The organism is Variovorax sp. Sphag1AA (assembly GCF_014192575.1).
Taxonomy (GTDB): Bacteria; Pseudomonadota; Gammaproteobacteria; order Burkholderiales; family Burkholderiaceae_C; genus Variovorax.
On record NZ_JACHYC010000008.1, the window covers coordinates 209,602 to 230,755 of the forward strand.

Sequence of the window (21,154 nt, forward strand, 5' to 3'; positions counted from 1 at the left end):
CATGGAAGCCAAAGCCCCGTCCGCCCCGCCCCCTCTCTTCGCGCAAGTCGAATCGGCGCTGCGCGAGCGCATCCTGGACAACAAGCTGGTGGCCGGAGACAAGCTGCCTTCCGAATCCGAACTCGAGCGCGAGTTCGGCGTCAGCCGCATCACGGTGCGACAGGCGCTCTCGTCGCTCCACGCGAGCGGCTTCATCCAGAAGATCAATGGCAAGGGCAGCTTCGTCACGCGACCGAACGAGCTGCCGCGCCTCGGCGGCCTGACCGGCTTCTACGAACACATGCGCGCCCAGGGGCGCGAGGCGCATGGGCGGACGCTGTCAGTCCGGCAAGTCGCGGCGAGTGCGCAGATCGCCGAAGCGTTGGGCGTCTCGCCGGGCACGCCGCTCACAGCGGTGGCGATCCTTCGGCTGGTCGACGGCAAGCCGCTCGCGGTCGGCACGACCTACGGGCCGCCGTCGCTCATCAAGGCGCTGGTCGACGAGGACGCGGAAGCGAACGACATGATGACGATGCTGGAGGGCAGGCTCGGCTTCCGCCTGCGATCGACGCACATCGAGGCCAGCGCGGTGCGCGCCGGCAAGGCGCGCGGACGCCAGCTCGACGTGCCGGAAAGCGCCCCGCTGCTGCGCATCCGCTTCACGCCGCATGACGTGTCGGACCAGCCGCTGTGCTATTCGGAGATGTACTTCCGCGCGGACCAGTTCAGCTACAAGGCAGTGATCAAGCGCTGAGCTGCGCTATGCCGAATGGCCGCTGCGCGCGACCAGGATCACGCCGATGATGATCACGCCGATGCCCAGCCAGCGCTGCAGGCCGACGCTCTCGCCGAACAGCCACCACGCCAGCAGCGCATTGACGACGTAGCCGATGGACAGCATCGGGTAGGCGACGCTCACTTCCACGCGCGACAGTGCGACGATCCACACGACCACGCTGATGGCATAGCAGGCCAGCCCGCCGATGATGCCGGGATGCATCGCGAGGCCCATGGCAGTGCGCCAGAGCGCACTCGCGCCGGCCGACATGTTGATTTCGCCGGCGGCGTTGGCGCCGGACTTGAGCAGCAACTGTGCGGCTGCGTTCAGCAGCACGCCGCTGAGAATCCAGAGGAAATCGATGACTTTCATTGATTGGCTAGGGCGGCACCGGATGGGCGTCCCACATGGAACGGGTTCGGCGGCGTCCGATCATATGTCGCGCCGCGACGAGTTCGCGGCGGTGGGGACAGTTCGAGGCATCGAGGGAACCGATCCTCTGGACCAGCGCCGAAGCGCCCTCTACCAGCGCCTGCGAACTGTCTGCCGCGATCTTGAACGACAAATCTTACGCACGTATGAACACGCATACGTTCCCGTCATTCCTTGCGCCTGGCCGCTTTTGCATGCACCAGCCTGTCCATGCGCAAGCGCTGGCGGTCGTCGGTGATGAGGCGGGCAGCGAGCAGCACCGATCCGATCGAGGCCAAGGCGCCGGCGCCCGTCAGCAACAGCAGCAGCAGGATCTGGTACTTGGCCGATTCGAGCGGATCCATGCCGGCGAGCAACTGCCCGGTCATGATCCCCGGCAAGGTGATGATGCCCGCCGCCGACATCTGGTTGATGATCGGAATGATGCCGCGCCGGATCGACGTGCGCACCAGCTCCCTGAGCGCCTCGCGAATGGTTTCGCCCAACGCAAGCTGCGCTTCGATCGCCGTCCGTCGCACCGCCACACCGTCGAAGAAGCTGTCGAGCCCCAGGCTGGCGGAATTGAGCACGCTGCCGAGCACGATGCCCAGCAGCGGAATGGCATAGCGCGGGTCGTGCCATGGTTCCGGCCGGATCGCGGTGAGCAGGGCAAGCACCACCGTCGCCACGCTCGACACGGACACCGTGACCGCCGCGATGCCGTAGTTGCCGCCCCTGCGCAGGCGCCATTCCGGACGCACCGCGACTTCACGCGCCGCGGCGGCCATCATCAACGCGGCCACGAGCACCGTGAAGCCCGGCGATTGAGACTGGAACACCAGCCTGAGCACATAGCCGACGAGCAGCAGCTGCACCACCATCCGCACCGCCGCCCAGAGGACCTGGCGATGCACGCTCAACCGCAAGACCATCGAGGCGACGGCATTCGCCAGAACCAGCGTCGCCGCAAGCGCGATGTCCGTGAATTGCAGATGGATGACGTTCATGGGCTTTGCAGACTGCGATCGACCACGACGAGACGGCGATGCCCGACACGCGCGGCCTGCTCCTCCGAGTGCGTCACCCAGACGATGGCCGTCCCCTTGGCCGTCTCTTCGCGCAGCAAGGCTTCGTAGGCCAGGGTCGACGCCTGGTCGAGCGCCGCGGTCGGCTCGTCGAGCAACAGCACCGAAGGACCGCGCGAAAGCGACCTGACCATTGCCAGGCGCTGGCGCTCCCCTGTCGACAGGTGCATGAGTTCCGCGTCCAGGATGGCGGGCGGCAGCCCCAGCGCGGTGACCATCGCCCCCACTCTGTCGAGATCGGCGCCGCCGAAATGCTGGCGCACGACCGGCGACCACCAGGCCGGCTCGGCGGGCTGGTAGATGACCCGGCGGCGCCAGTCCGGCCCGCTCAGGCGTTCGCGGCGCGCACCGTCCAACTCCACCGTGCCCGTCCGAGGCGGATCGAGGTCCGCGATCAACCTCAGCAGCACGGTCTTCCCGGCGCCGGACTTGCCCATGAGGACCACGCACTCCCCGGCATCCGCGTGCAGGTCGAACGGCCCCGCCAATGCGGAACGAAGGTCATGTACGCGAAGTCGCGGAGCGGGCGAGGACATCCGCGCTTTGTACAGGCCTTTCGTGACCGTGGCGATGGCCTTGGGCGGAACGCCACGCCGGGCTTGCTTGCTTGGACTTCACCCACAGGCGTGGCACGATGCGCACCACCTCAGCCAGGAGACACCCTTTCGATGAACAGCCGCTCGCGCCTGCAGCGCCTGCTGGACGGCATCAGCATCGCGATGATGCCGCTGGCGCTGGCCATCACGCTGTTGCTGTTCCTTCAATGGCCGCTTCGGGACTGGATCGGCAAGGGGTCGACGCAGGCGAACGACCTCGCGCAATGGTTGTTCGCACTCTATGTCGCGGTCGCCATCAACCATGCGCGACGCCGGGGCGCACATCTCGTCGCGCGCCCCGACATCCCGCCGTCCGGCGCGGGCGTCATGGCGCGGCTGCGCCGCATCGGCGCGCCGTTGTGCGTGCTCCCATGGGCCTTGTTCCTCGTGGTCAGCGCGGCGGCGCCGGTGAGCCAGTCGGTGCAGGCGCTCGAACTGTTCCCGGACAGCTTCAACCCGGGCTATTTCATGATCAAGGTCGCATTGATGCTGATGGGCATCGTGATGCTGCTCCAGTCCGCGCTCGACCTCGTTCACGCACTGCGCGGCGAGCCGGTGGAATCGTGATGGAAATGGGCTGGTTCGGACTCGCCCTGCTCCTGCTGGCGCTGGTGCTGATGATGACCACCGGCTGGCCGACGTACGCCGTGTTGCTCGGCGTGTGTTCGGCCGGCACGTTGGCGGGATTGGCATCCGGTGCCATCGACGCCGCCGTGCTCGGAACGCTGCCCACTCGCATCGTGGGCCTGCTCGATCGCGATCTTCTACAGGCGCTCGCGCTCTATGCGCTGGTCGGCGCCCTGCTGAATCGGCTGATGCTCGCCGACAGTCTCTACACCGGGCTCGACAAGGTACTGCGCCGGCGCACGCCGTCGGCGGCGCCCGAGCTCGCCGGGCTCGGACTCGGCGTGATGCTCGCGCCAATGAACGGATCGGTCGGCGCCAGCCTGATGACGCTGTCCCGCACCGCCGACGCGAAGTGGGCCACCGAAGGCCGTCCGCCCGCGCGGCGCGCGGCGATGGTCGCGCTTGCGAGCACGCTCGGTGTGATCGTGCCGCCGTCACTGGTCCTGCTGCTGCTCGGCGACGCGATGCTGCAGGCGCACACCGAGGGCGTGAACCTTGCACAGGCGATGGGCCTGCCGCACACGGGCGCAGCGGTCCGCATCGTCAATACGCAGGACATTCTTCAGGCCGCCCTGCTGCCCGGCGCCGTGCTGCTGGTGCTATGGGCGATGCTGATCCTCTTCACCGCACCGCGCGCGCCTCGAAGCACAGCGCCCATGCCGCTGACGACAGGCGAGCGCGCTTCGCTCTGCGTGGTGCCACTGGTCATCGTCGTCCTGCTGTCGCTGGTCGCGATCGGCAAGGTGCGCGCCGTCGAAGCGGCAGCCACTGCGGGCATGCTGCTGCTCGGCTGGGGTGTCCTGTCGCGCAGGCTGACCGGGCCGCTGCTCTGGCTGGTGCTCGACGAGGCCATGTCGCTGACCGGTGCGCTGTTCGCCCTGCTGGTCGCCGCGACCAGCTTCTCGCTGCTGCTGCGCATCCTCGGCACCGACAAGCTCGCGGTGCAACTGATGCAATCGCTGCAGGGACATCCGGTGCTCGCGACGCTGACCGTGCTCGGCGTGCTGCTGGCATGTGCCTTCGTGCTGGATGCCTTCGAACTCATCTTCCTGGTGGTGCCGATCGTCATGCCGCCGCTTCTTGCGCAGATCGACGATGCCGCCTGGGTCTCGACGCTGGCACTGTTCGCGCTGCAGGCGGGTTTCCTGCTTCCGCCCTTCGGTTATGCGGTGGTGCTGGCGCGCGGCCACACGTCGCCCCGGCCCGGGTCGTGGCGCGTGCTTGCGGTGCTCGTGCCTTATCTCGTCGCGCTGCTGGTGGTGATGGGCATGGTGATCGCATGGCCCGCCACCACGCGTTGGCTGCGCACCGCGCCGGCGACGCTTGCACCGGACGAGAGCATGCGACCGGACCAGATCGACCAACTCATGCGAGAGATGTCGACGCCCTCGGACGACGCCCCGCCCGAGCCGCCGCCCGATCAGTGAGCTGCGACCGCTGAGCGTCCGCCTCTTCCTTGACGGCCGCAAAGTGCGCCCTGACGACCTTGAACGCTCGCTCTGCCGCCGGCAGGCGCGTGCGGCCCGCCTGCTCGATGATGCCCAGCGTCAGTGGCAGGTCGAGCATCGGCTGGACGTCGAGCCGCACGAGCGTTCCCGCGCGCAGCGCCGAGATCACCGCCACGTCGGTCGAAGGCGCGATCGCATCGCTTGACTTGAGCAGCGTGAGCACGGTGGAGACGTCGTTCGTGCTCGCGGCGAAGTGCTCCTGCAAGGGCAGGGACAGCCCATACAGCACCGCCATCCGGCGAAGCAGCGCCTCGTTGGCATAGCCGGACATGATCAGCGGATAGCGCTGCAGGTCTTCGATACCGATGCGCGCAGCGCCGGCCAGCGGATGGTCGCGCCTGGCGAACCATCCGAAGGTGCAGTCGTAGACCGGCTCGACGCTCAGGCTGTCGTCCGCCTCGGCGGCCCGGACATCGCCCACGAAGAAGTCGAGTTCTTCGCGTTGCAGCGCAGCCAGCAGCACGTCGGTGCTTTGCACCAGCGTCGATAGCCGCAAGCCGGGCGCGGCTGACAGCAATTCGAGCACCATGGGGCCGAGCAGCGTCATGGCAATCGACGAGCCCATGCCGAAAGACAAGGACCCAAGCTCGCCCGAACGCATCAGCGCCAGGGAGCGCGCGCCCTCCCGCTCGTCGAACACGATGCGCCGCGCCCGCTCGGCATAGGTCTCGGCGTAGGGCGTGGGACGCAGCCTCCGGTCCTGGCGGTCGAACAGGGGGACGCGCAATTCGTCTTCGAGTGCGCGCAGGCTGCGCGAAAGCGCCGGCGGGCTCAGGTGCACGGCTTCGGCCGCTGCAGCGAGCGAGCCGAGGTCCATCACGGCGAGAAAGTGGCGCAACTGACGGGTGTTCAAGGGACGGTCTCCATGACTTGCAGAAATTGCAAGCTGATGACATGGAACTTGCAATTTACGCAATCGTCCCCGATTCCTAGACTCGCGGCAATGGGCCACAACGCCATGACCGACTCCAACCTTTCCACCCCTCCAGGCCGCCCGCTGGTAGCCATCGCCGCCGACCGCATCGAGCGCCACATGCACCCTGCACATGCCCTGCTGCATGGCTATGTGCGCGCGGTATCCGAACTGGCCTCTGCCCTGCCCCTGGCGCTGCCTGCGGCACCGCAGGCCATGGATGCGGACAGCCTGATCCATGGCATCGACGGCATCGTGCTGACCGGCAGCCCCTCCAATGTAGCGCCCGAACGCTATGGCGCCGACGCATTGCCTGACAGCGTTCTGCTCGACCACGAGCGGGACGCCACTGTGCTGCCGCTGCTGCCGCGGCTGGTTGCCGCCGGCGTCCCGGTGCTCGGCGTATGCCGCGGCTTCCAGGAGATGAACGTCGCCTGGGGCGGCACGCTGGATGCCGCCGTGCACACGCGGGACGGCAGGCTCGATCATCGCGAAGGCGATCACGACCGGCCCATCCAGCGCTGGTACGACGACAGCCATGAGATCCACATTGCGCCGGGTGGCGTGCTGGCCGGCCTCCTGCCGCTGCGCCGTCTCTCGGTCAACTCGCTGCATCACCAGGGCATCGAGCGCCTTGGCACTGGCCTGCGCACAGAAGCCGTCGCGCCCGACGGGCTGGTCGAGGCCTTCTCCGTCGAAGGCGCTTCCTCGTTCGCCTTGGCCGTGCAGTGGCACCCCGAGATGCGCATCGACGACTGCCCTTTGGCGCAAGCCATCTTCCGTGCCTTCGGCGCAGCGTGTCGCGCGCGTCGCGCTCGCCGCCTGATTCTTTCCTGACTGCCATGAACGACACCGCCTCCCTCGACCTCTTCAGTCCCAGCTACGCCACGGCGCGGCGGAAATTCCTCGATGCCGCGGCGGCGCGCGGCCTGCCGGTCGACAGCCGCGTGCTGGACCTGCCGGGCGCTGAAGGCGAGACCCTGGCGATGGACGTGGTGCTCGACGGCCCGGCCGACGCGAGCCGGATGCTGGTCGTGCTCAGCGGCGTGCATGGGGTCGAGGGCTTCTGCGGATCGGCGATCCAGACCGGCGTGCTGCGCCTCGGGCAGCCCGCGCACGCGGACACCGCGGTGCTGCACGTCCACGCGATCAATCCCTACGGCTTCTCGCATCTGCGCCGGGTGACGCAGGAGAACGTCGACCTCAACCGCAACTTCGTCGATTTCGGCAAGCCCTTGCCCCTCAACGCGGGCTATGTAGAGATCCACGACTCGCTGCTGCCGCCCGCCTGGCCTCCGTCGAGCGAAGCCGAAGCCACCCTGGCCGCCTACCGCGACAAGCACGGCGAGCGCGGATTGCAGCGCGCCATCGGCCTCGGACAGCATGCGCACGCGGATGGCATGTTCTTCGGCGGGCGCGCGCCCACTTGGAGCAACCGCACCTTCCGCGCCGTCTTGCGCCAGTACGCAACGCGAGCGCGCGAGATCGCGTCGATCGACATCCACACGGGCCTTGGGCCCTACGGCGTGGGCGAACGCATCTTCGCGAGCTTCGACAACGGCGTGCTTCCGCGAGCGCAGCAGTGGTGGGGCGAGCTCACCGACGTGCACGCGGGCAGCTCAACCAGCATTCCGATGACCGGGCCCATCCAGACGGCGCTCTTCGAGGAATGCCCGCAGGCCGTGCACATCGGCATCTGTCTCGAATACGGCACGCATCCCAACGAGCGCGTGATGCCCGCGCTGCGCGCCGAACACTGGATGCATCGCCACGGCGCCGACGACGGCGTGCAGGCGCTCAACATCAAGCAGGCGCTCAAGGACGCCTTCTACCCCGACGCGGAAGACTGGAAGCAGGCGATCTGGCACCAGGGACGCCAGGCCTGCCTCCAGGCCATCGACGGCCTGCAGTTGGGCCGCCAGTCGCAAGGCTGATTGCGCGCAGACGATCCGCACCACACACACTCCACCCCCAGGATCCCCATGAACGCCACCACTCTCGGTTCCAACCCCGTGCAGCCGATCATCCGCCCGAACGACGCCGCCCATGACGCCGCGCCGTCCCGCATCAGCCGCAAGGCGGTCGCGGCCGCAGTCGCCGGCAATGCGCTGGAGTTCTACGACTTCGTGATCTACGCGTATTTCGCGGTCTACATCGGCAAGACCTTCTTCCCGGTGAGCGGCGAGTTCGGCAGCCTGCTCGCGGCGGTCGCGACCTTCGGCGTGGGCTTCTTCACACGGCCGCTGGGCGGCGTGCTCATCGGCGCCTTCGCCGACAAGGCAGGCCGCAAGCCGGCCATGATCCTCACGGTGGCGCTCATCACCGTCGGCACGCTTGGTCTCGCAGCCACGCCGGGCTACGCCAGCATCGGCATCGCGGCGCCGATCATCGTGGTCTTCTGCCGGCTGCTGCAGGGCCTCGCCCTCGGCGGCGAAGTGGGTCCGGCCACCGCACTGCTGATCGAGGCCGCGCCCAAAGGGAAACGCGGCTTCTATTCGAGCTGGCAGATCGCCAGCCAGGGCCTCGCGGTCGCCGTGGGCGGATGCCTCGGCGTGGGACTGTCGCTCGCGCTGTCGCCGGAGCAACTGGCGTCCTGGGGCTGGCGCGTGCCTTTCCTGCTGAGCCTGGCGCTGGTGCCCATCGCCCTCTACATCCGCCGCAGCCTGCCGGAGACGCATGACCATGCCCACGAGCGCAGCGGCACGGCCATCGTCGGCGCGGTGTTCCGCGAGCATCGCAGGATCCTGCTGCTCGGCGTGCTGGCCACGGCCTCGACCGCGGTGGCCTCGCAGGTGGGCAACTACATGGTGACCTACGCGGTGCAGGTGCTCAAGCTGCCCGCCGCAGTCGCGCAAGGCAGCGTGCTCATGGGCGGGCTGATGACCTTCGTGTTCGCACTGGTGGGCGGCGCGCTGTGCGACCGCCACGGCCGCCGCATCGTCAACATGCTTCCGCGCCTCGCGCTGCTGGTGCTGATCGTGCCGCTGTTCATGTGGCTGGCCGGCGCGCCGAGCGTCGCCACGCTGCTCACCGTGACGGCCGTGCTGGCCTCACTCACCGCCATGTTCGGCACCGCCGGCCTGGTGCAGGTGCCCGAGTTGCTGCCCATGGCCGTGCGGAGCACCGGCCTCTCGCTGGTCTACGCGATCGGCACGTCGATCTTCGGCGGCACCACGCAGTTCGTCGTCACCTGGCTGCTGGCCCTCACGAAGAACCCCATGGCACCGGCCTGGTACGTGGTGGTCATGAGCGCGATCAGCCTCTGGGCGATGTGGATGCTGCCGGAGTCGCGCGACGTGGACGTGCGGCAATAGCTTGCATCCATCGCCAATCGGGGCGATGTCGCACCCGGGGCGCTTGCGTAGGATGATCTCGGTCGATCGTCCACGCGAATGGAGCAAGCATGCACAAGGGCACCGCGACACCCGAAGCACCCTCCGAGGATGACCTGCTGGCCCGCCGGCGGGCCGAGATCAATCCGGGTGAGTCCACCGATGCCACCGGCCATAGGGGCCTGGCGCTTTCGGGCGGTGGCATTCGCAGCGCGACGTTCGCGCTCGGTGTGCTGGAGACGATCGCGAAGCACGACACCAACGACAAGCCTGGCTCGCCGACCAAGCCGGGCGATCTCTTCAGAAGCTCCTTCCTGTCCCGCTTCGACTATCTGTCGACCGTGAGTGGAGGTGGCTACATCGGCGCCTTCCTTTGCAGCCTGTTCCAGCCCAACCGCCTGCGTCGCCACGGACCATCGCGCGCCTCCACGCAATCCCCGCCGCCAAAGCGCCACTCCCTATTCGGATCACTTTTCTCGCGCCTGAAGCGCGCGACGACAGATGAGAATCCGGGCCGCTCGTTCACCGCCGAGGAGGCGGCCAAGGCCGCGGACGACGCCGTGAGGGTCCTGCAGTCGGGCCCACCCGGCCGCATCCGCTCGTCAGGCCCCTTCGACGGAAACGCCATCCTGGAAGCCCCGATGGCCTGGCTGCGCGAGAACGGCCGCTATCTCATCCCCACCGGCACCGGCGACGCGTTCTACGCGGCGGCGCTCGGCATCCGGAACTGGCTGGCGCTTCACTACGTCATCGGCACGGTGCTGCTCGCGGCACTGGCCGGCGTAGGCGTGCTGCGGGCGTTGGCGGCCTACTACTTCCCGTTCGTCATGGATTGGGAAGTGAGCGTGCTGCAGGCCAGCCTCTACGCCGCCAGCGAGCCCACGTTCGTGCCCCACATCTGGTGGAGTTCGCTGTTTCCCTTGAGCCTCGTCCCGCCGGTGGTGATCGGGCTGCCGCTGGGCATCGCGTTCTGGCTGGTCCACGAGCGGCGCGACGGCAAGAGCCTGCCGCTCAACCTGGCCGTGCTGGGCAGCGTGGTCATCGTTCTGCTGATGGTCGGCATTTCGTTTCTCGGCCTCAAAGGCGGCCCGTTCCAGAGTTATGCATCGAAGGATCTGGATCCGACGCTATGGCATCGGCAAGTGATGGTGCTCTTCGTGGGCGGGGCTGTCCTGCTCGGGATCGTCATCTACGTCATCGTGGCCTGCGTGAACCGCTCTGCGGCGGTGCAGCGCGTGTGGCTGACAAGGTTCCTGAGCACGGTGCTGGTGGCAACCGCGGCGATCGTGGTGATGGCCGTGGTCGACACGCTGGGGCAGACGCTCTACATCCTCGCCACGTCCAGACCGCCGCTTGGCCCCGTGCTCACGCCAGCGGGCCTTGCGGGCGTGCTGGTATGGCTGGCCAAGCGTCTTGCAGCCAAGGGGACGTCCCTGCCGGGCTGGGCCTCCAAGGTGCCGATGTACACGCTGGCCGGGCTCGCCGGTATCGTCATCTTCGTGCTGGTCGGCTCACTGTGGGGGCTGCTCGTGCACTGGATCGTGTGGGACGGCCAGCGCCCGAGCATCGGCCCCGATTTCCTCGGCGACGGACAGCGGATGACGCTCCTGTTCATCCTCGGCATCAGCATCGTGCTGTCCACGGTCACGGGCCAGTTCGCGGGTTTCATCAACCTCTCGAGCCTGCAGTCCTTCTACAGCGCACGGCTCACGCGAGCCTACCTCGGCGCGTCCAACGGCGAGCGCTTCAAGCCCGACGGCGCGGCGCTCAGCGCCGCCGAACCGCTGCCCAGCGACAACCTGGTCCTGGAGGACTACTACGGTCACCGTCCGGGTCGCCCGAAGGATGAAAAGGTGCTGACCACCTTTGCGCCGCTGCACATCATCAACGTGACCGTGAACAAGACGGTGGATCCGTCGGAGCAGCTGGTGCAGCGCGATCGGAAGGGTCAACCGCTGGCCGTGCTGCCGTTCGGCTTTCACCTGGATTCCCCGGAATGCGCCAGCTTCCAGCCACCCCGCCGGATGAGCACCAACGCCAGCCGGCCTTTGTCGATCGGCCAATGGATCGGCACTTCCGGCGCCGCGTTCTCGACCGGCATCGGCCGCGAGACCTCGCTGGGGATGTCGCTGCTGATGGGGGCGGCCAATGTGCGGCTGGGCACATGGTGGGCCTCTGGACTGGACAAGCAGAAGTTCCTGCATGCGTGGGACTGGATCCGGCGCGGCATCGGCGTGGCCTTCCGCACGCAGACCTACATCTCCTACGAACTGCGTGCGCGGTTCTTCGGCACGGCGCGCGCGTGGCAGTACCTGTCCGACGGCGGCCACTTCGAGAACACCGGCATCTACGAGTTGCTGCGTCCGGAACGCAAGGTGCGCCAGATCTTCGCCTGCGACGACGGCGCCGACCCCGGCTATCGCTTCGAGGATCTCGCCAACCTCATCCGCCTTGCGCGCATCGACCTCAACGTGGAGGTCGAGGTGGAGACGAACTTCACGGGTGATCTGGCGAGCGTATTCGCCCGTCCCGAAGCCTTCAAGCGCATGAGCCCTTGCATCGACCCGGCGGTGAACAACCAGCCAACGCCCACCGCGCTATTGCTCTGGGCCTACGCGCGAGGTGCGCGGCGGCCCAGCACGCAGATCATCGTCATCAAGCCCAACGTGCCGCACGACGCCGAGGCGGACGTGCGGCAATACGCGCTGGATCACGACAAATTCCCGCAGGAGCCGACGGCCGACCAGTTCTTCGACGAGGCGCAGTGGGAGAGCTATCGCGCACTAGGCAGCCACCTGGGCGGCAAGATATTCAATGCCAGGATCCTGAAGGCCCTGGACGCGCTGGCGGCGCAGCGGATGGGTACGCCCAAGGCGACGTTTGAAAGATTCTCTGGGCTGGGAGGCAGAGCCGACGCGGAAGACAAAGAAAGTTTCCCCGCGACAGCAAGCTGACGCTCCGGAGCGCCTTCACTGCCCTGCACGCCATGCCGACCCGTCGGCAAGGATCAGATCGCGCATCTGCGCGGAAATCGACACAGCGAGTTCCCGCGCCGAGACCGCACCTGCGTCTGATGCGCGGCCGAACGCAACCCTGGCGACAAGGTCCCGATAGCGAGGAAGCGCGACCTGCATCGCGGCGGCAAGCTTCTCCCTGTTGCGGGCCGTGCGGCGCAGCAAGGTGAACGGATGCTTCTGCGCATGCGGCGAAATGACATTGCTCACGAGCGCCGGCACGAACCGAACCTCCGGGACAAGCCGCGCGAACAACGCGAAGCTGTCGGACCAGTTCTGCAATGACGAGATGGCCCGCTGCGGACCGAAGGTCGCGGGGTCGGGTTCAATCTCTCCCGCCGGGAAAGTCAGCAGCGCACCACCTTCCCGCAGATGCCTTGCGGCGCCTCGCATGACGGCCAGGTGCCCGCCCTCGTTCTCAGGCAGAAGAATCAGTTGTCGCGCTACGTTGGGCAGGGCACGAAGAAACGGACGATCCGCCGCGATCACCCGAAGATCCCGCCGCGACGCGAGACTGGTGAAGAGTGCGACGGTATCGGTCATTCCCGGGTGGTTCGCCAGGACCACCACCGGGCCTTGTGCCGGGACATGCTCCAGCCCGGATGTAGCGAGGCCCGACGTCATGCGGCCCATCAACCATTCACTGCCTTGGGCAAGGCCTTCGTCGCCCACCCGGCTGTCGAACTCGTGAGCCGTCAAGGCAAAGCGACGCGCAGCCGGGTGGAACAAGCGGCGCAAGGGCGTGCCGTTAAAGCGCGAAAGGCCGACCGAATCCAGAAGGTCGGCGATGTTGATCTCGGTGAGCGTCTCGATCAGCAGTGGCGCAGAGGCGGACATCAGCCGCGATTCTGCCTGCTCAGGCGTTCGCGACCCTCCACTGCGCAAGCGCGAAGTCCTGCGTCACCAGTCGTTCAGCCAGCAGGAACTTCTTGACTTCCTCGAGCAGCGCAAGGCCCTGTGCCGGATACGCTTCCGCGGGGAACTGACTCAGCGGATGTGATGCCTTCACTGCCGCCAGAGGAAATCCACTGACCTCGGAGTGAAAGGCGTAATAGCGATCGCTGTCCTTGTGGGTGTCGCTCAGGGCCGCACGGCGCGCGCGGGTCCATGCCGCCGGCAGGTCCGGCGAGGCTGCGAGGATCTTCTTCGACGCCACGATCACCGAACTCCCCAACAGCGTCGGATGCTTTGCCGCTTCGTCGATGACCGGATAGCCACGTGACGCAAGCAGCGGACCGACATCGATCTGTGCCGCAAAGGCAGCGATCGATCCCTGGTCGAGTGCCGCTTCACCGTCGCGCGGAAACATGTGGATCACCTTCACGGAACCTTGCAGCCCGTTCTCCTTGAGCAGACCCAGCACGTAGCGATGCATGTACGACCCACGTGCCACGCCGATCGTCTGCCCTTCGAGTTCCTTCACGCTGCGCACGCCACCGCGCGGCGTCAGCAGCCAGACGTTCATGCCGACGGCATCAAAGCCGATGAGCTGCCCGTCCAGGCCTTTCGATCGTGCGACGACCGCGGGCGTGTCGCCATAGATACCCACATCGAGCACGCCGGAGAGGAAGGCTTCGTTCAGGTCCGGACCGTTCGGAAAGTTTCGCGTCGCGATCTCCGTGAATCCGAGCGGTGCAAGCTCGCGCAACAGTTGTCCCTGCTGCAGCGCCCAGCCAGTGGCCGCGGCGGGCTTCTTGCCCGGGCCGATGTAGCCGAGCCGCAATACCTTGCCAGAGCCTTGCGCCAGTGCGAGCGAGGTGGTCGCGCCGACCGCTGCGGTGGCAAGTGCGCCGCGCAGGAGTCTTCGACGTGATGGGGAATAGATCATGAGTCAGTCGGAAATGAACGTGCAGGTGAAGTCGGATCAGGTCAGTGCGCTCGCGTGAGCAGCTCGAAGCTCGCATCAAGCGACGCGGTCGACTGACGGCCACGGCCCCAGCCGATGGCGCTGCGGTAGCTGCCCATGAGCGCGCGGGTTGCGGCATCGCGCTCGACCGCATTGGCGCTCCGGTCGGCGATCGGCGCCACGTAGAGTGCGTCCTCCGGGCAATACAGCTCGCACATGAAGCAGGTCTGGCAATCGTGCTGGCGCGCGATGCGCGGCGGCCCGCCCGGCGTGGCCTCGAACACATTGGTCGGGCAGGCACTCACACAGATGTTGCAGTCGGTGCAGCGTGCGGTGTCGATGATCTCGATCATGCGTGCACCTCTTCCGTCAAAGCATGCCGCTGCACCCACACCTCGTCGAGGCCGCCGCTGAGCAAGCGATGGCGTTGCGCCGGATCGATGCCCGTGTGCTCGCGGCGACGGTGCATGCCGCGCGTTTCCGTGCGCTGCAAGGCGCTCCGGTACATCCAGCGTGAAGTCGCGAGCATGGCCGCGGCTTCACGCGTGCGCACCGCTGCCACCGCATTGGCTGTGGGGGCGCTGCTGCGCAGCCGCGCCCACAGTGCGTCGAGGCGTCCGAGTGAATCACGCAGCAGGTCGCCTTCACGAAACCAGTTGCGCTCGAACGGAAACACTTCGTCCTGCACCGCTTGGATCACCGCCTGGCTGTCCAGTTGTGCCGCATCGCCTCGGCCAAGCCCCGCACCGCCGGCACGCAATGCGACGCGCGTCGAAGCGGATCGCGCAGCGCGGCCGAATGCCGCGGCACCCGCGCCTGCCCAGAAGCCCGAGGACATTGCCCACGCTGCGTTGTGGCTCCCGCCACCGGTGAAGCCTCCGCAGATCAACTCGCGCGTTGCCGCATCTCCGGCCGCATAGAGCCCCGCAACCGACGTGCTGCAATGCTCGTCGACGAGATGCAGGCCGCCGGTGCCGCGCACCGTCCCCTCTAGCCGCAGCGCCACCGGGAAGTGCTGGGTAAAGGGATCGATGCCCTGGCGGTCGAAGGAGACGAAGAAGTTCGGCTGCGCCACGCGCATCCACGCACGGATCTGCGCATCGGCGCGGTCGATGCAAGCAAAGACAGGTTGCGTCTGCAGCGTCTGCGCGATCACACTCCGGCCTCGGGAAGAGCCAGCGCCTTCGATCGGCGTGCCGTCCGCCGTATAGAAAGTGGCCCAGTTGTAGAAGAGCGACTTGGTCACGGACGAGAAAGCCGGGCCCAGTCCATAGGCGTTGGAGAACTCCATGCCGGACAGTGACGCACCCACTTCCGCCGCCATCAGCAAGCCATCGCCCGTGAGCACGTTGCAGCCGAGCGCCTTGCTGAGAAAGGCGCAGCCGCCCGTGGCGATCACGACGGCGCCCGCCCGCACGACCCAGGTATCGCCGCTCTGCCGATTGACGCCGGTCGCGCCGCACACCGTGCCCTGTTCGTCGACGAGCAGTTCGAGCGCCGGGCTGTGATCGAGGATGCGCGCACCTGCGGCCTTCGCCTGCTTGCGCATCAGCCGCATGTACTCCGGGCCCTGCAGCGACGTGCAACGCAGGCGCCCCTCGTCATCGGCCGGAAACGGGTATCCCCACTCCTTGAGCCGTTCGACGTTGTCCCACGTCTGTTCGAGGACGCGATCCATCCATGCATGCTCGGCCAGCTCACCACCCATCGCGTAGCGGCTGGCCTTGGCCGATTCGCGCGCCGCACCATCGGGCGACACATGCCAGAGGCCGGTGCCGGACGGCGCAGTAGCGCCCGAAGTCCCGCAGAAGCCCTTGTCTGCCAGCACCACGCGGGCGCCTTGCGCGGCAGCCGACACCGCAGCCCAGGTGCCCGCAGGGCCGCCCCCGATCACGAGCACGTCGGCAGCGTGCTGATTGGAGCCGGCCGCGCCCGATAGCGGCTCCTGGTCGAACTGTCTGATGCCCACGATGGTTGTCCTCTGCTTGAGTGCAAAGGCGCGACCTTAGTCAGAGGCGGCGGCGCTCACAACATCGAATTGCGAGTATCGATATGCGCGCGGGCCACTCTCCATCTCGACGACTATCGATGCGCGGATTGCTTCTAAGCCACTGCTCATTGCGTTCCTATACTTTTTTTCCGTGTGAACCAGCGCAGCCATCCGGGCGCGATCGCGCTCCGTGCGTTCAACCCTCTTTCATCTAACGCCGGAGCCCTCATGAGTGTTTCTCTTATCGCCAGCGATGCGCAGGCCCGCGACGTCGTCGATCGTCTGGCTGTTGAATTTCGCGAAGGCGCAAGAGAGCGCGACCAGCAGCGTGTGCTGCCCGCAAAGGAGATCGAACAGCTCACCAGCGCCGGCTTCTTCGGCATCACCGTGCCGCGAGCCCACGGCGGCGCAGAAGTCTCCGCGGCCACGGTGGTTCACTGCTTCCGCGTTCTGGCCGCGGCCGACCCGAGCATCGCGCAGATTCCGCAGAACCACTTCTGCTGGCTGCCACTGTTCTCGAACGGGACACCGGAGCAGGCCCGCTTCTTCCATGCCCGCATCCTGGCCGGGGACCGCATCGGCAACGCGCATTCCGAAGACACCCGCAAGCGCGCCTTCGACTACGAGCACCGCCTAGAGCGCGTCGAGGGCGGATGGCGCATGACGGGCCGCAAGTTCTATTCGACCGGCGCCATCTTCGCGCAGTGGATTCCGTTCATTGGCGACGATGAAGCCGGCCGTCCGCACATGTTCTTCGCCCATGCGGAAAGTCCCGGCCTGAAGGTCGTCAACGACTGGAGCGGCATGGGCCAGCGCACCACCGCCAGTGGCACCACGCTGTTCGACCAGGTCCACGTGCCCGATGCGCATGTGTTGCCGTTCGCCAGCGAAGGGCCCGCCAATCAATCGCGGCGATTGCTCGCGAGCCTCATCCATGCCGCCATCGACCAGGGCATCGCGGAGGAGGTGCTCGACGACGCGCGCCGGTACATCCTCCACGAGAACCGTCCGTGGATCGACAACCCGCATGACGAGCACGCGCGAGAGCCCTTCGTGGTTCAGGAGTTCGGCAGCTATGCAGTGCAAGTGCGCACGGCAGCGCTTTCGCTGCGCAACGCGGCCGAGCGCGTCGACGAAGCGTGGGCCGCACCAAGCGACCGCAGCGTGCTGGAAGCACGACTCGCCATCGCCGATGCGCGCCTGAACTGCGGTGACGCCGCGACCACGCTCGCCGATCGGTTCTTCACCCTGACGGGCGCACGCGCGACGCTGGAAGCACGCGGACTCGACCGCCACTGGCGCAATGCACGGACCCATTCGCTGCACGACCCGCTGCGATGGAAGCTCTACCACCTCGGCAACTACCACCTCAACGGCGTGGTGCCGGGCCCTCGCACCTACATCTAGATCGTTCTCCAAGGAACTCCATGTCCCTCACCGACTGGCATACCCACTGGTTGCCTGCACGACTCGTCGACGCGCTCGCCCGCCGCAAGGAAGGACCGCGCATCGACCTCGAAGCCAAGCGGCTGCTCTATGCGGACTCTTCCCTCGTTCTCTGGGACACCTATCACGACATCGACGCCCGCCTGCGCCTGCTGGACGAGACCGGCATCGACCGACAAGTCCTTTCATTGCCCGGGCTGTTCCGCATCGACAGCCTCCCCGTTGCGGAGGCTGAACCGCTGGTGCGGATCTTCAATGACGAGACGCGAGCGCTCGTACGCAGTCGACCCGAACGCTTCTCCGGGCTGGTAGCCCTGCCGATCGCCGACCCGGCACGCGCCGCGGAAGTGTTCGAGCGCGAACTGGCGGAGGGCGTGCTCATCGGCGCAATCCTTCCGGTCGATGCCTTCCTGAGCCATGACGACGCGCAGGCCTGGAAACCCGTCCTTGCGGTTGCGCAGCGATGGCACGCCCACCTGTTCGTGCACCCGGGACCGGTGGCCGCAACGCTGCCGGCTGCAGGCGCTGAAGGCGTCACCGCCATCGACAACGCCGCATACCGCCGCGGTGCCCAAGACCTGCAGTCGCGAATCACCTCGGCGGCGATCACGCTGGCTTTCACGGACCTGCTGGACGACTACCCCGACGTGACCGTGCAGGTAGCGAACCTCGGCGGCACCCTGCCGTTCATCGTGGAACGCTTCGATGCCATCGACCTGCGCGACCGAGGCGCGATCGCATCGCGCGAGCGTCTCCGGCGCATCTATGTCGACACCGCGTCGCTCGGCGCCGGCGCCATCGCTCTGGCTGCCCGCACGTTCGGGGCAGACCGCCTGCTGTTCGGCTCCGACCTTCCGATCTTCAGCGCCGACCTGCCCATCGCGGGCTTCCGCGAGGCCGCGATACCGCTCGACCAAGCAGGGGCCGTGCAGCCCAGCCTCGTGCCGCGTGAGGCCAAGGCATGACCGCAGCAGCGATTGGCACTCCTGCCAAGGCTTCTCGCGCGCACAGCACGTCGTCCTCTGGTCTTCAGCGTCTCGGCAAGTTCGCAGGGCCCGCGCGTCGAACCCTTGTCGTCGCGTTCATCGTCGCGATCTGGCAGGCCGCTTCCTGGGCCGGCTGGGTCAACGTGCAGACGCTCGCCTCTCCTGCCGAAGTGTGGCAAGCGGCCGTGAAGCTCTGGCGGTCCGGCGAGCTGTTGCCCGGCATCCTCGTGTCGCTGCGCCGGGTCAGCATCGGGCTCGCCATCGGCGTTTCGATCGGGACCGTGCTGGGCGTCGTCGCCGGCCTCTCGCGCGTAGGCGAAGAAATCGTCGATGCACCACTGCAGATGCTGCGCGCCCTGCCCTTCCTCGGGCTGTTGCCCTTGCTCATCGTGTGGCTCGGCATCGGCGAGGGCATCAAGGTGGGGCTGGTGGTCATCGGCGTGATCTTTCCGGTCTACCTCAACCTGCACAAGGGAATCCGCGCAGTCGATCCGCGCTTCGCCGAACTGACGAAGGTCTGCGGCGTGAACCGCTGGGGCCTCCTGCGCTGGGTGATCCTGCCGGGCGCGTGGCCCTCGTTTCTCGTCGGCCTTCGCTATGCGCTCGGCATTGCATGGCTGTCACTGGTGGTCACGGAAGCGGTCAACGCGGACGCCGGCGTGGGCTATCTCATCCAGCAGGGCCAGCAGTTCCTGCAGACCGACGTGATCGTGCTCGGACTGGTGATCTATGCCCTGCTCGGCCTGCTGCTGGAGGCGGCGGTGCGGCTGATCGAATGGCAGACGCTGGGCTGGCGCAAGGACTTCGTCTCCGCATGAACGCATCCACCCAGAGCCGGGCGAAGGCCGCCGTCACCGCGCGCGGTGTCGGTCGCAGCTTCGACGGCAGGACCGTCCTTCGGGACATTCACCTCACGATCGAGCCGGGCGAGTTCCTTGCCATCGTCGGCAAGAGCGGGTGCGGCAAGAGCACGCTGCTGCGCGCCATCGGCGGGCTCGACGCCGGCTACACCGGCGATCTGCATGTCGATGGCACCGTGGCCTTCGGCTTCCAGGATGCACGTCTGCTGCCCTGGGCACGCGTCTGGGAGAACGTGGTGTTCGGCCTCGGCGGCCCGCGCCCGCTGCTGCGCACGCAGGCGCTCGAAGCGCTGGCCGCGGTCGACCTTGCCGGCCACGCCGACGCCTGGCCGCGAACGCTGTCGGGCGGCGAGGCCCAGCGTGCCGCCCTTGCCCGCTCGCTCATCCGGGAGCCGGCCGTGCTCCTGCTCGACGAGCCCTTCGGCGCGCTGGACGCGTTGACCCGCCTTCGCATGCATGCGCTGGTCAACGGCCTGTGGCGGAACAAGGGCTTCGCGGTCGTCCTCGTCACGCACGACGTCGAAGAAGCCGTCCTCCTGGCCGATCGCGTCGCCGTGCTGGACAACGGGCGGGTCGCGGACCTGTTCGCGGTCGATCTGCCGCGCCCCCGCGCGCGCATCGACGAACGATTCGAGGCCGCGCGCCAGCGCATCCTCGCGGACCTTGGCGTGCTCGAACTCGACGCCGTGGTCAGTGCACACGAAAGGACTTCATGACCACCACCCGCTTCGGCGTCTGGGCGCCCGTCTACGGCGCCTGGGGCAGCTACCAGCATCCCGACGATCCGCCCGATGCAAGCTACAGGCGCAGCCGCGACCTGATCGTGCGTGCGGAGGCGCTCGGCTTCGACTCGGCGCTGCTCGCGCAGCACATCGTCAGTCCGTCCCTGACGGACGGGGCGATCCTCGAGACATGGACCGCTGCGGCGGGCATCGCGGAGGCGACCCGGCGCATCGAGCTCATCGCCGCCGTCAAGCCGCTGCTGTTTCATCCCGGCGTGCTCGCCAAGATGGCATTGGGCATCCACGACATCAGCGGTGGCCGCTTCGCCATCAACCTCGTCAGCGCGTGGTTCCGCCCGGAGATGGCGCATCTCGGCATCGAGATGCCGCCCCACGACTCACGCTACGCGTACTCTGCCGAATGGCTCGACATCGTGACCCGGCTCTGGTCGGGCGACACGATCGACCATGCCGGCGAACGCTTCTCGATCGAGCGATTGCGACTCGCGCCCGGCCCGCGCGAAGGACGCCGCCCCGCGATCTACCTGGGAGGAGAGTCGGAACCGGCCCGCCAGCTTGCGGCGGCAAGCGCCGATGTCTTCTTCATCAACGGCCGTCCGCTGCCCGAGACCGGCGCGCTGGTCAACGATCTGCGTCGCAGGCCGCGAAAGGGCAAGCCTCTGCGCTTCGGGTTGGCGGCCTTCGTCATCGCGAGGGAAACCGCCTCCGAGGCCCGCGCCGAATACGAGCGCCTGCAGGCGCTGGCCGATCTCGACGACCGCTCTGCCGTCGTGCGGGGCGTCGACCCGGAAGTGGCCATGTTCAAGGTCAGCGCCGACCGCAAGAAGGTCGGCACCAACGGCGGCACGCTCGCCGGCCTCGTCGGAAGCTACGACGAGGTAGCCGCCCGCATCGACGCCTTCGCCGAAGCAGGCATCGAACTCTTCATGCTGCAGTTCCAGCCACTGGAAGCCGAACTCGAACGCTTTGCCGCCGAGGTCGCACCACGCGTGAAGAGCCGCGCTTCCGCATCGACCCGTTTCAATTCCCAGGACTCCTGA

20 protein-coding genes are annotated in these 21,154 nt (G+C 67.4%); 12 read left to right on the forward strand and 8 right to left on the reverse strand.

What is annotated here, in order from left to right:
* Position 1: 1 nt before the first annotated feature.
* Positions 2 to 733 (forward strand): GntR family transcriptional regulator, encoded by a 732-nt coding sequence (locus FHW64_RS29010; RefSeq protein ID WP_184531796.1) that lies wholly within the window; start codon positions 2 to 4, stop codon positions 731 to 733.
* A 6-nt stretch (positions 734 to 739) separates the two neighbouring features.
* On the opposite strand, the gene FHW64_RS29015 is transcribed toward FHW64_RS29010, so the two are convergent.
* The 3 genes from FHW64_RS29015 to FHW64_RS29025 form a co-directional block, all read right to left on the reverse strand.
* On the reverse strand, positions 740 to 1,129 hold the full coding sequence (locus FHW64_RS29015; protein WP_184531798.1) for an SMR family transporter: 390 nt from the start codon (positions 1,127 to 1,129) through the stop codon (positions 740 to 742).
* A 227-nt stretch (positions 1,130 to 1,356) separates the two neighbouring features.
* Positions 1,357 to 2,175 (reverse strand): ABC transporter permease, encoded by an 819-nt coding sequence (locus tag FHW64_RS29020; protein ID WP_184531800.1) that lies wholly within the window; start codon positions 2,173 to 2,175, stop codon positions 1,357 to 1,359.
* Positions 2,172 to 2,789, reverse strand: coding sequence for an ATP-binding cassette domain-containing protein (locus FHW64_RS29025; RefSeq protein WP_184531802.1), 618 nt, complete (start codon positions 2,787 to 2,789; stop codon positions 2,172 to 2,174). The genes FHW64_RS29020 and FHW64_RS29025 overlap by 4 nt, the downstream gene beginning before the upstream one ends.
* A 132-nt stretch (positions 2,790 to 2,921) precedes the next feature.
* Between FHW64_RS29025 and FHW64_RS29030 the strand changes: the two genes are divergently transcribed.
* Together FHW64_RS29030 and FHW64_RS29035 are read left to right on the forward strand one after the other, a co-directional pair.
* Positions 2,922 to 3,416, forward strand: coding sequence for a C4-dicarboxylate ABC transporter substrate-binding protein (locus FHW64_RS29030; protein ID WP_184531803.1), 495 nt, complete (start codon positions 2,922 to 2,924; stop codon positions 3,414 to 3,416).
* Entirely contained in the window at positions 3,416 to 4,903 is a 1,488-nt protein-coding gene (locus tag FHW64_RS29035) for a TRAP transporter large permease subunit (RefSeq protein ID WP_260306450.1), read from the forward strand. Before FHW64_RS29030 ends, FHW64_RS29035 begins: the two co-directional genes overlap by 1 nt.
* Here the strand turns inward: FHW64_RS29035 and FHW64_RS29040 are convergent.
* Complete coding sequence (locus tag FHW64_RS29040) at positions 4,842 to 5,837, reverse strand: LysR family transcriptional regulator (protein WP_184531805.1); 996 nt, start codon at positions 5,835 to 5,837, stop codon at positions 4,842 to 4,844. The two genes, FHW64_RS29035 and FHW64_RS29040, sit on opposite strands and share 62 nt — an antisense overlap.
* Positions 5,838 to 5,942: 105 nt before the next feature.
* Between FHW64_RS29040 and FHW64_RS29045 the strand changes: the two genes are divergently transcribed.
* The 4 genes from FHW64_RS29045 (at position 5,943) to FHW64_RS29060 (ending at position 12,183) form a co-directional block, all read left to right on the forward strand.
* Complete coding sequence (locus FHW64_RS29045) at positions 5,943 to 6,734, forward strand: gamma-glutamyl-gamma-aminobutyrate hydrolase family protein (RefSeq protein WP_260306451.1); 792 nt, start codon at positions 5,943 to 5,945, stop codon at positions 6,732 to 6,734.
* Between the two features lie 5 nt (positions 6,735 to 6,739).
* The gene (locus FHW64_RS29050; RefSeq protein ID WP_184531809.1) at positions 6,740 to 7,831 is read left to right on the forward strand and encodes a M14 family metallopeptidase; all 1,092 of its coding nucleotides are present in this window, start codon (positions 6,740 to 6,742) and stop codon (positions 7,829 to 7,831) included.
* A 48-nt stretch (positions 7,832 to 7,879) separates the two neighbouring features.
* Complete coding sequence (locus FHW64_RS29055; protein WP_184531811.1) at positions 7,880 to 9,211, forward strand: MFS transporter; 1,332 nt, start codon at positions 7,880 to 7,882, stop codon at positions 9,209 to 9,211.
* Positions 9,212 to 9,300: 89 nt separating this feature from the next.
* Positions 9,301 to 12,183, forward strand: coding sequence for a hypothetical protein (locus FHW64_RS29060; RefSeq protein ID WP_184531813.1), 2,883 nt, complete (start codon positions 9,301 to 9,303; stop codon positions 12,181 to 12,183).
* A 15-nt stretch (positions 12,184 to 12,198) separates the two neighbouring features.
* Here FHW64_RS29060 and FHW64_RS29065 read toward each other — a convergent pair whose 3' ends face one another.
* From FHW64_RS29065 to FHW64_RS29080, 4 genes are read right to left on the reverse strand one after another with little or no spacing between them, the layout of a single operon-like run.
* Entirely contained in the window at positions 12,199 to 13,080 is an 882-nt protein-coding gene (locus FHW64_RS29065) for a 1-acyl-sn-glycerol-3-phosphate acyltransferase (protein ID WP_184531815.1), read from the reverse strand.
* 19 nt (positions 13,081 to 13,099) lie between these two features.
* Positions 13,100 to 14,071, reverse strand: coding sequence for an ABC transporter substrate-binding protein (locus FHW64_RS29070; protein ID WP_184531817.1), 972 nt, complete (start codon positions 14,069 to 14,071; stop codon positions 13,100 to 13,102).
* A gap of 41 nt (positions 14,072 to 14,112) precedes the next feature.
* On the reverse strand, positions 14,113 to 14,442 hold the full coding sequence (locus FHW64_RS29075) for a ferredoxin family protein (protein ID WP_184531819.1): 330 nt from the start codon (positions 14,440 to 14,442) through the stop codon (positions 14,113 to 14,115).
* Complete coding sequence (locus tag FHW64_RS29080; RefSeq protein ID WP_409350658.1) at positions 14,439 to 16,052, reverse strand: FAD-dependent oxidoreductase; 1,614 nt, start codon at positions 16,050 to 16,052, stop codon at positions 14,439 to 14,441. The genes FHW64_RS29075 and FHW64_RS29080 overlap by 4 nt, the downstream gene beginning before the upstream one ends.
* 255 nt (positions 16,053 to 16,307) lie before the next feature.
* On the opposite strand from FHW64_RS29080, the gene FHW64_RS29085 reads away from it, so the two are divergent.
* From FHW64_RS29085 to FHW64_RS29105, 5 genes are read left to right on the forward strand one after another with little or no spacing between them, the layout of a single operon-like run.
* Positions 16,308 to 17,486, forward strand: coding sequence for an SfnB family sulfur acquisition oxidoreductase (locus FHW64_RS29085; RefSeq protein WP_184531823.1), 1,179 nt, complete (start codon positions 16,308 to 16,310; stop codon positions 17,484 to 17,486).
* A 20-nt stretch (positions 17,487 to 17,506) separates the two neighbouring features.
* Complete coding sequence (locus FHW64_RS29090) at positions 17,507 to 18,490, forward strand: amidohydrolase family protein (protein WP_184531825.1); 984 nt, start codon at positions 17,507 to 17,509, stop codon at positions 18,488 to 18,490.
* A complete protein-coding gene (locus tag FHW64_RS29095; protein ID WP_184531827.1) occupies positions 18,487 to 19,329 on the forward strand; it encodes an ABC transporter permease in 843 nt (280 codons plus the stop codon). Before FHW64_RS29090 ends, FHW64_RS29095 begins: the two co-directional genes overlap by 4 nt.
* Entirely contained in the window at positions 19,326 to 20,087 is a 762-nt protein-coding gene (locus FHW64_RS29100) for an ABC transporter ATP-binding protein (RefSeq protein ID WP_184531829.1), read from the forward strand. Before FHW64_RS29095 ends, FHW64_RS29100 begins: the two co-directional genes overlap by 4 nt.
* Complete coding sequence (locus FHW64_RS29105) at positions 20,084 to 21,154, forward strand: LLM class flavin-dependent oxidoreductase (RefSeq protein WP_184531832.1); 1,071 nt, start codon at positions 20,084 to 20,086, stop codon at positions 21,152 to 21,154. The genes FHW64_RS29100 and FHW64_RS29105 overlap by 4 nt, the downstream gene beginning before the upstream one ends.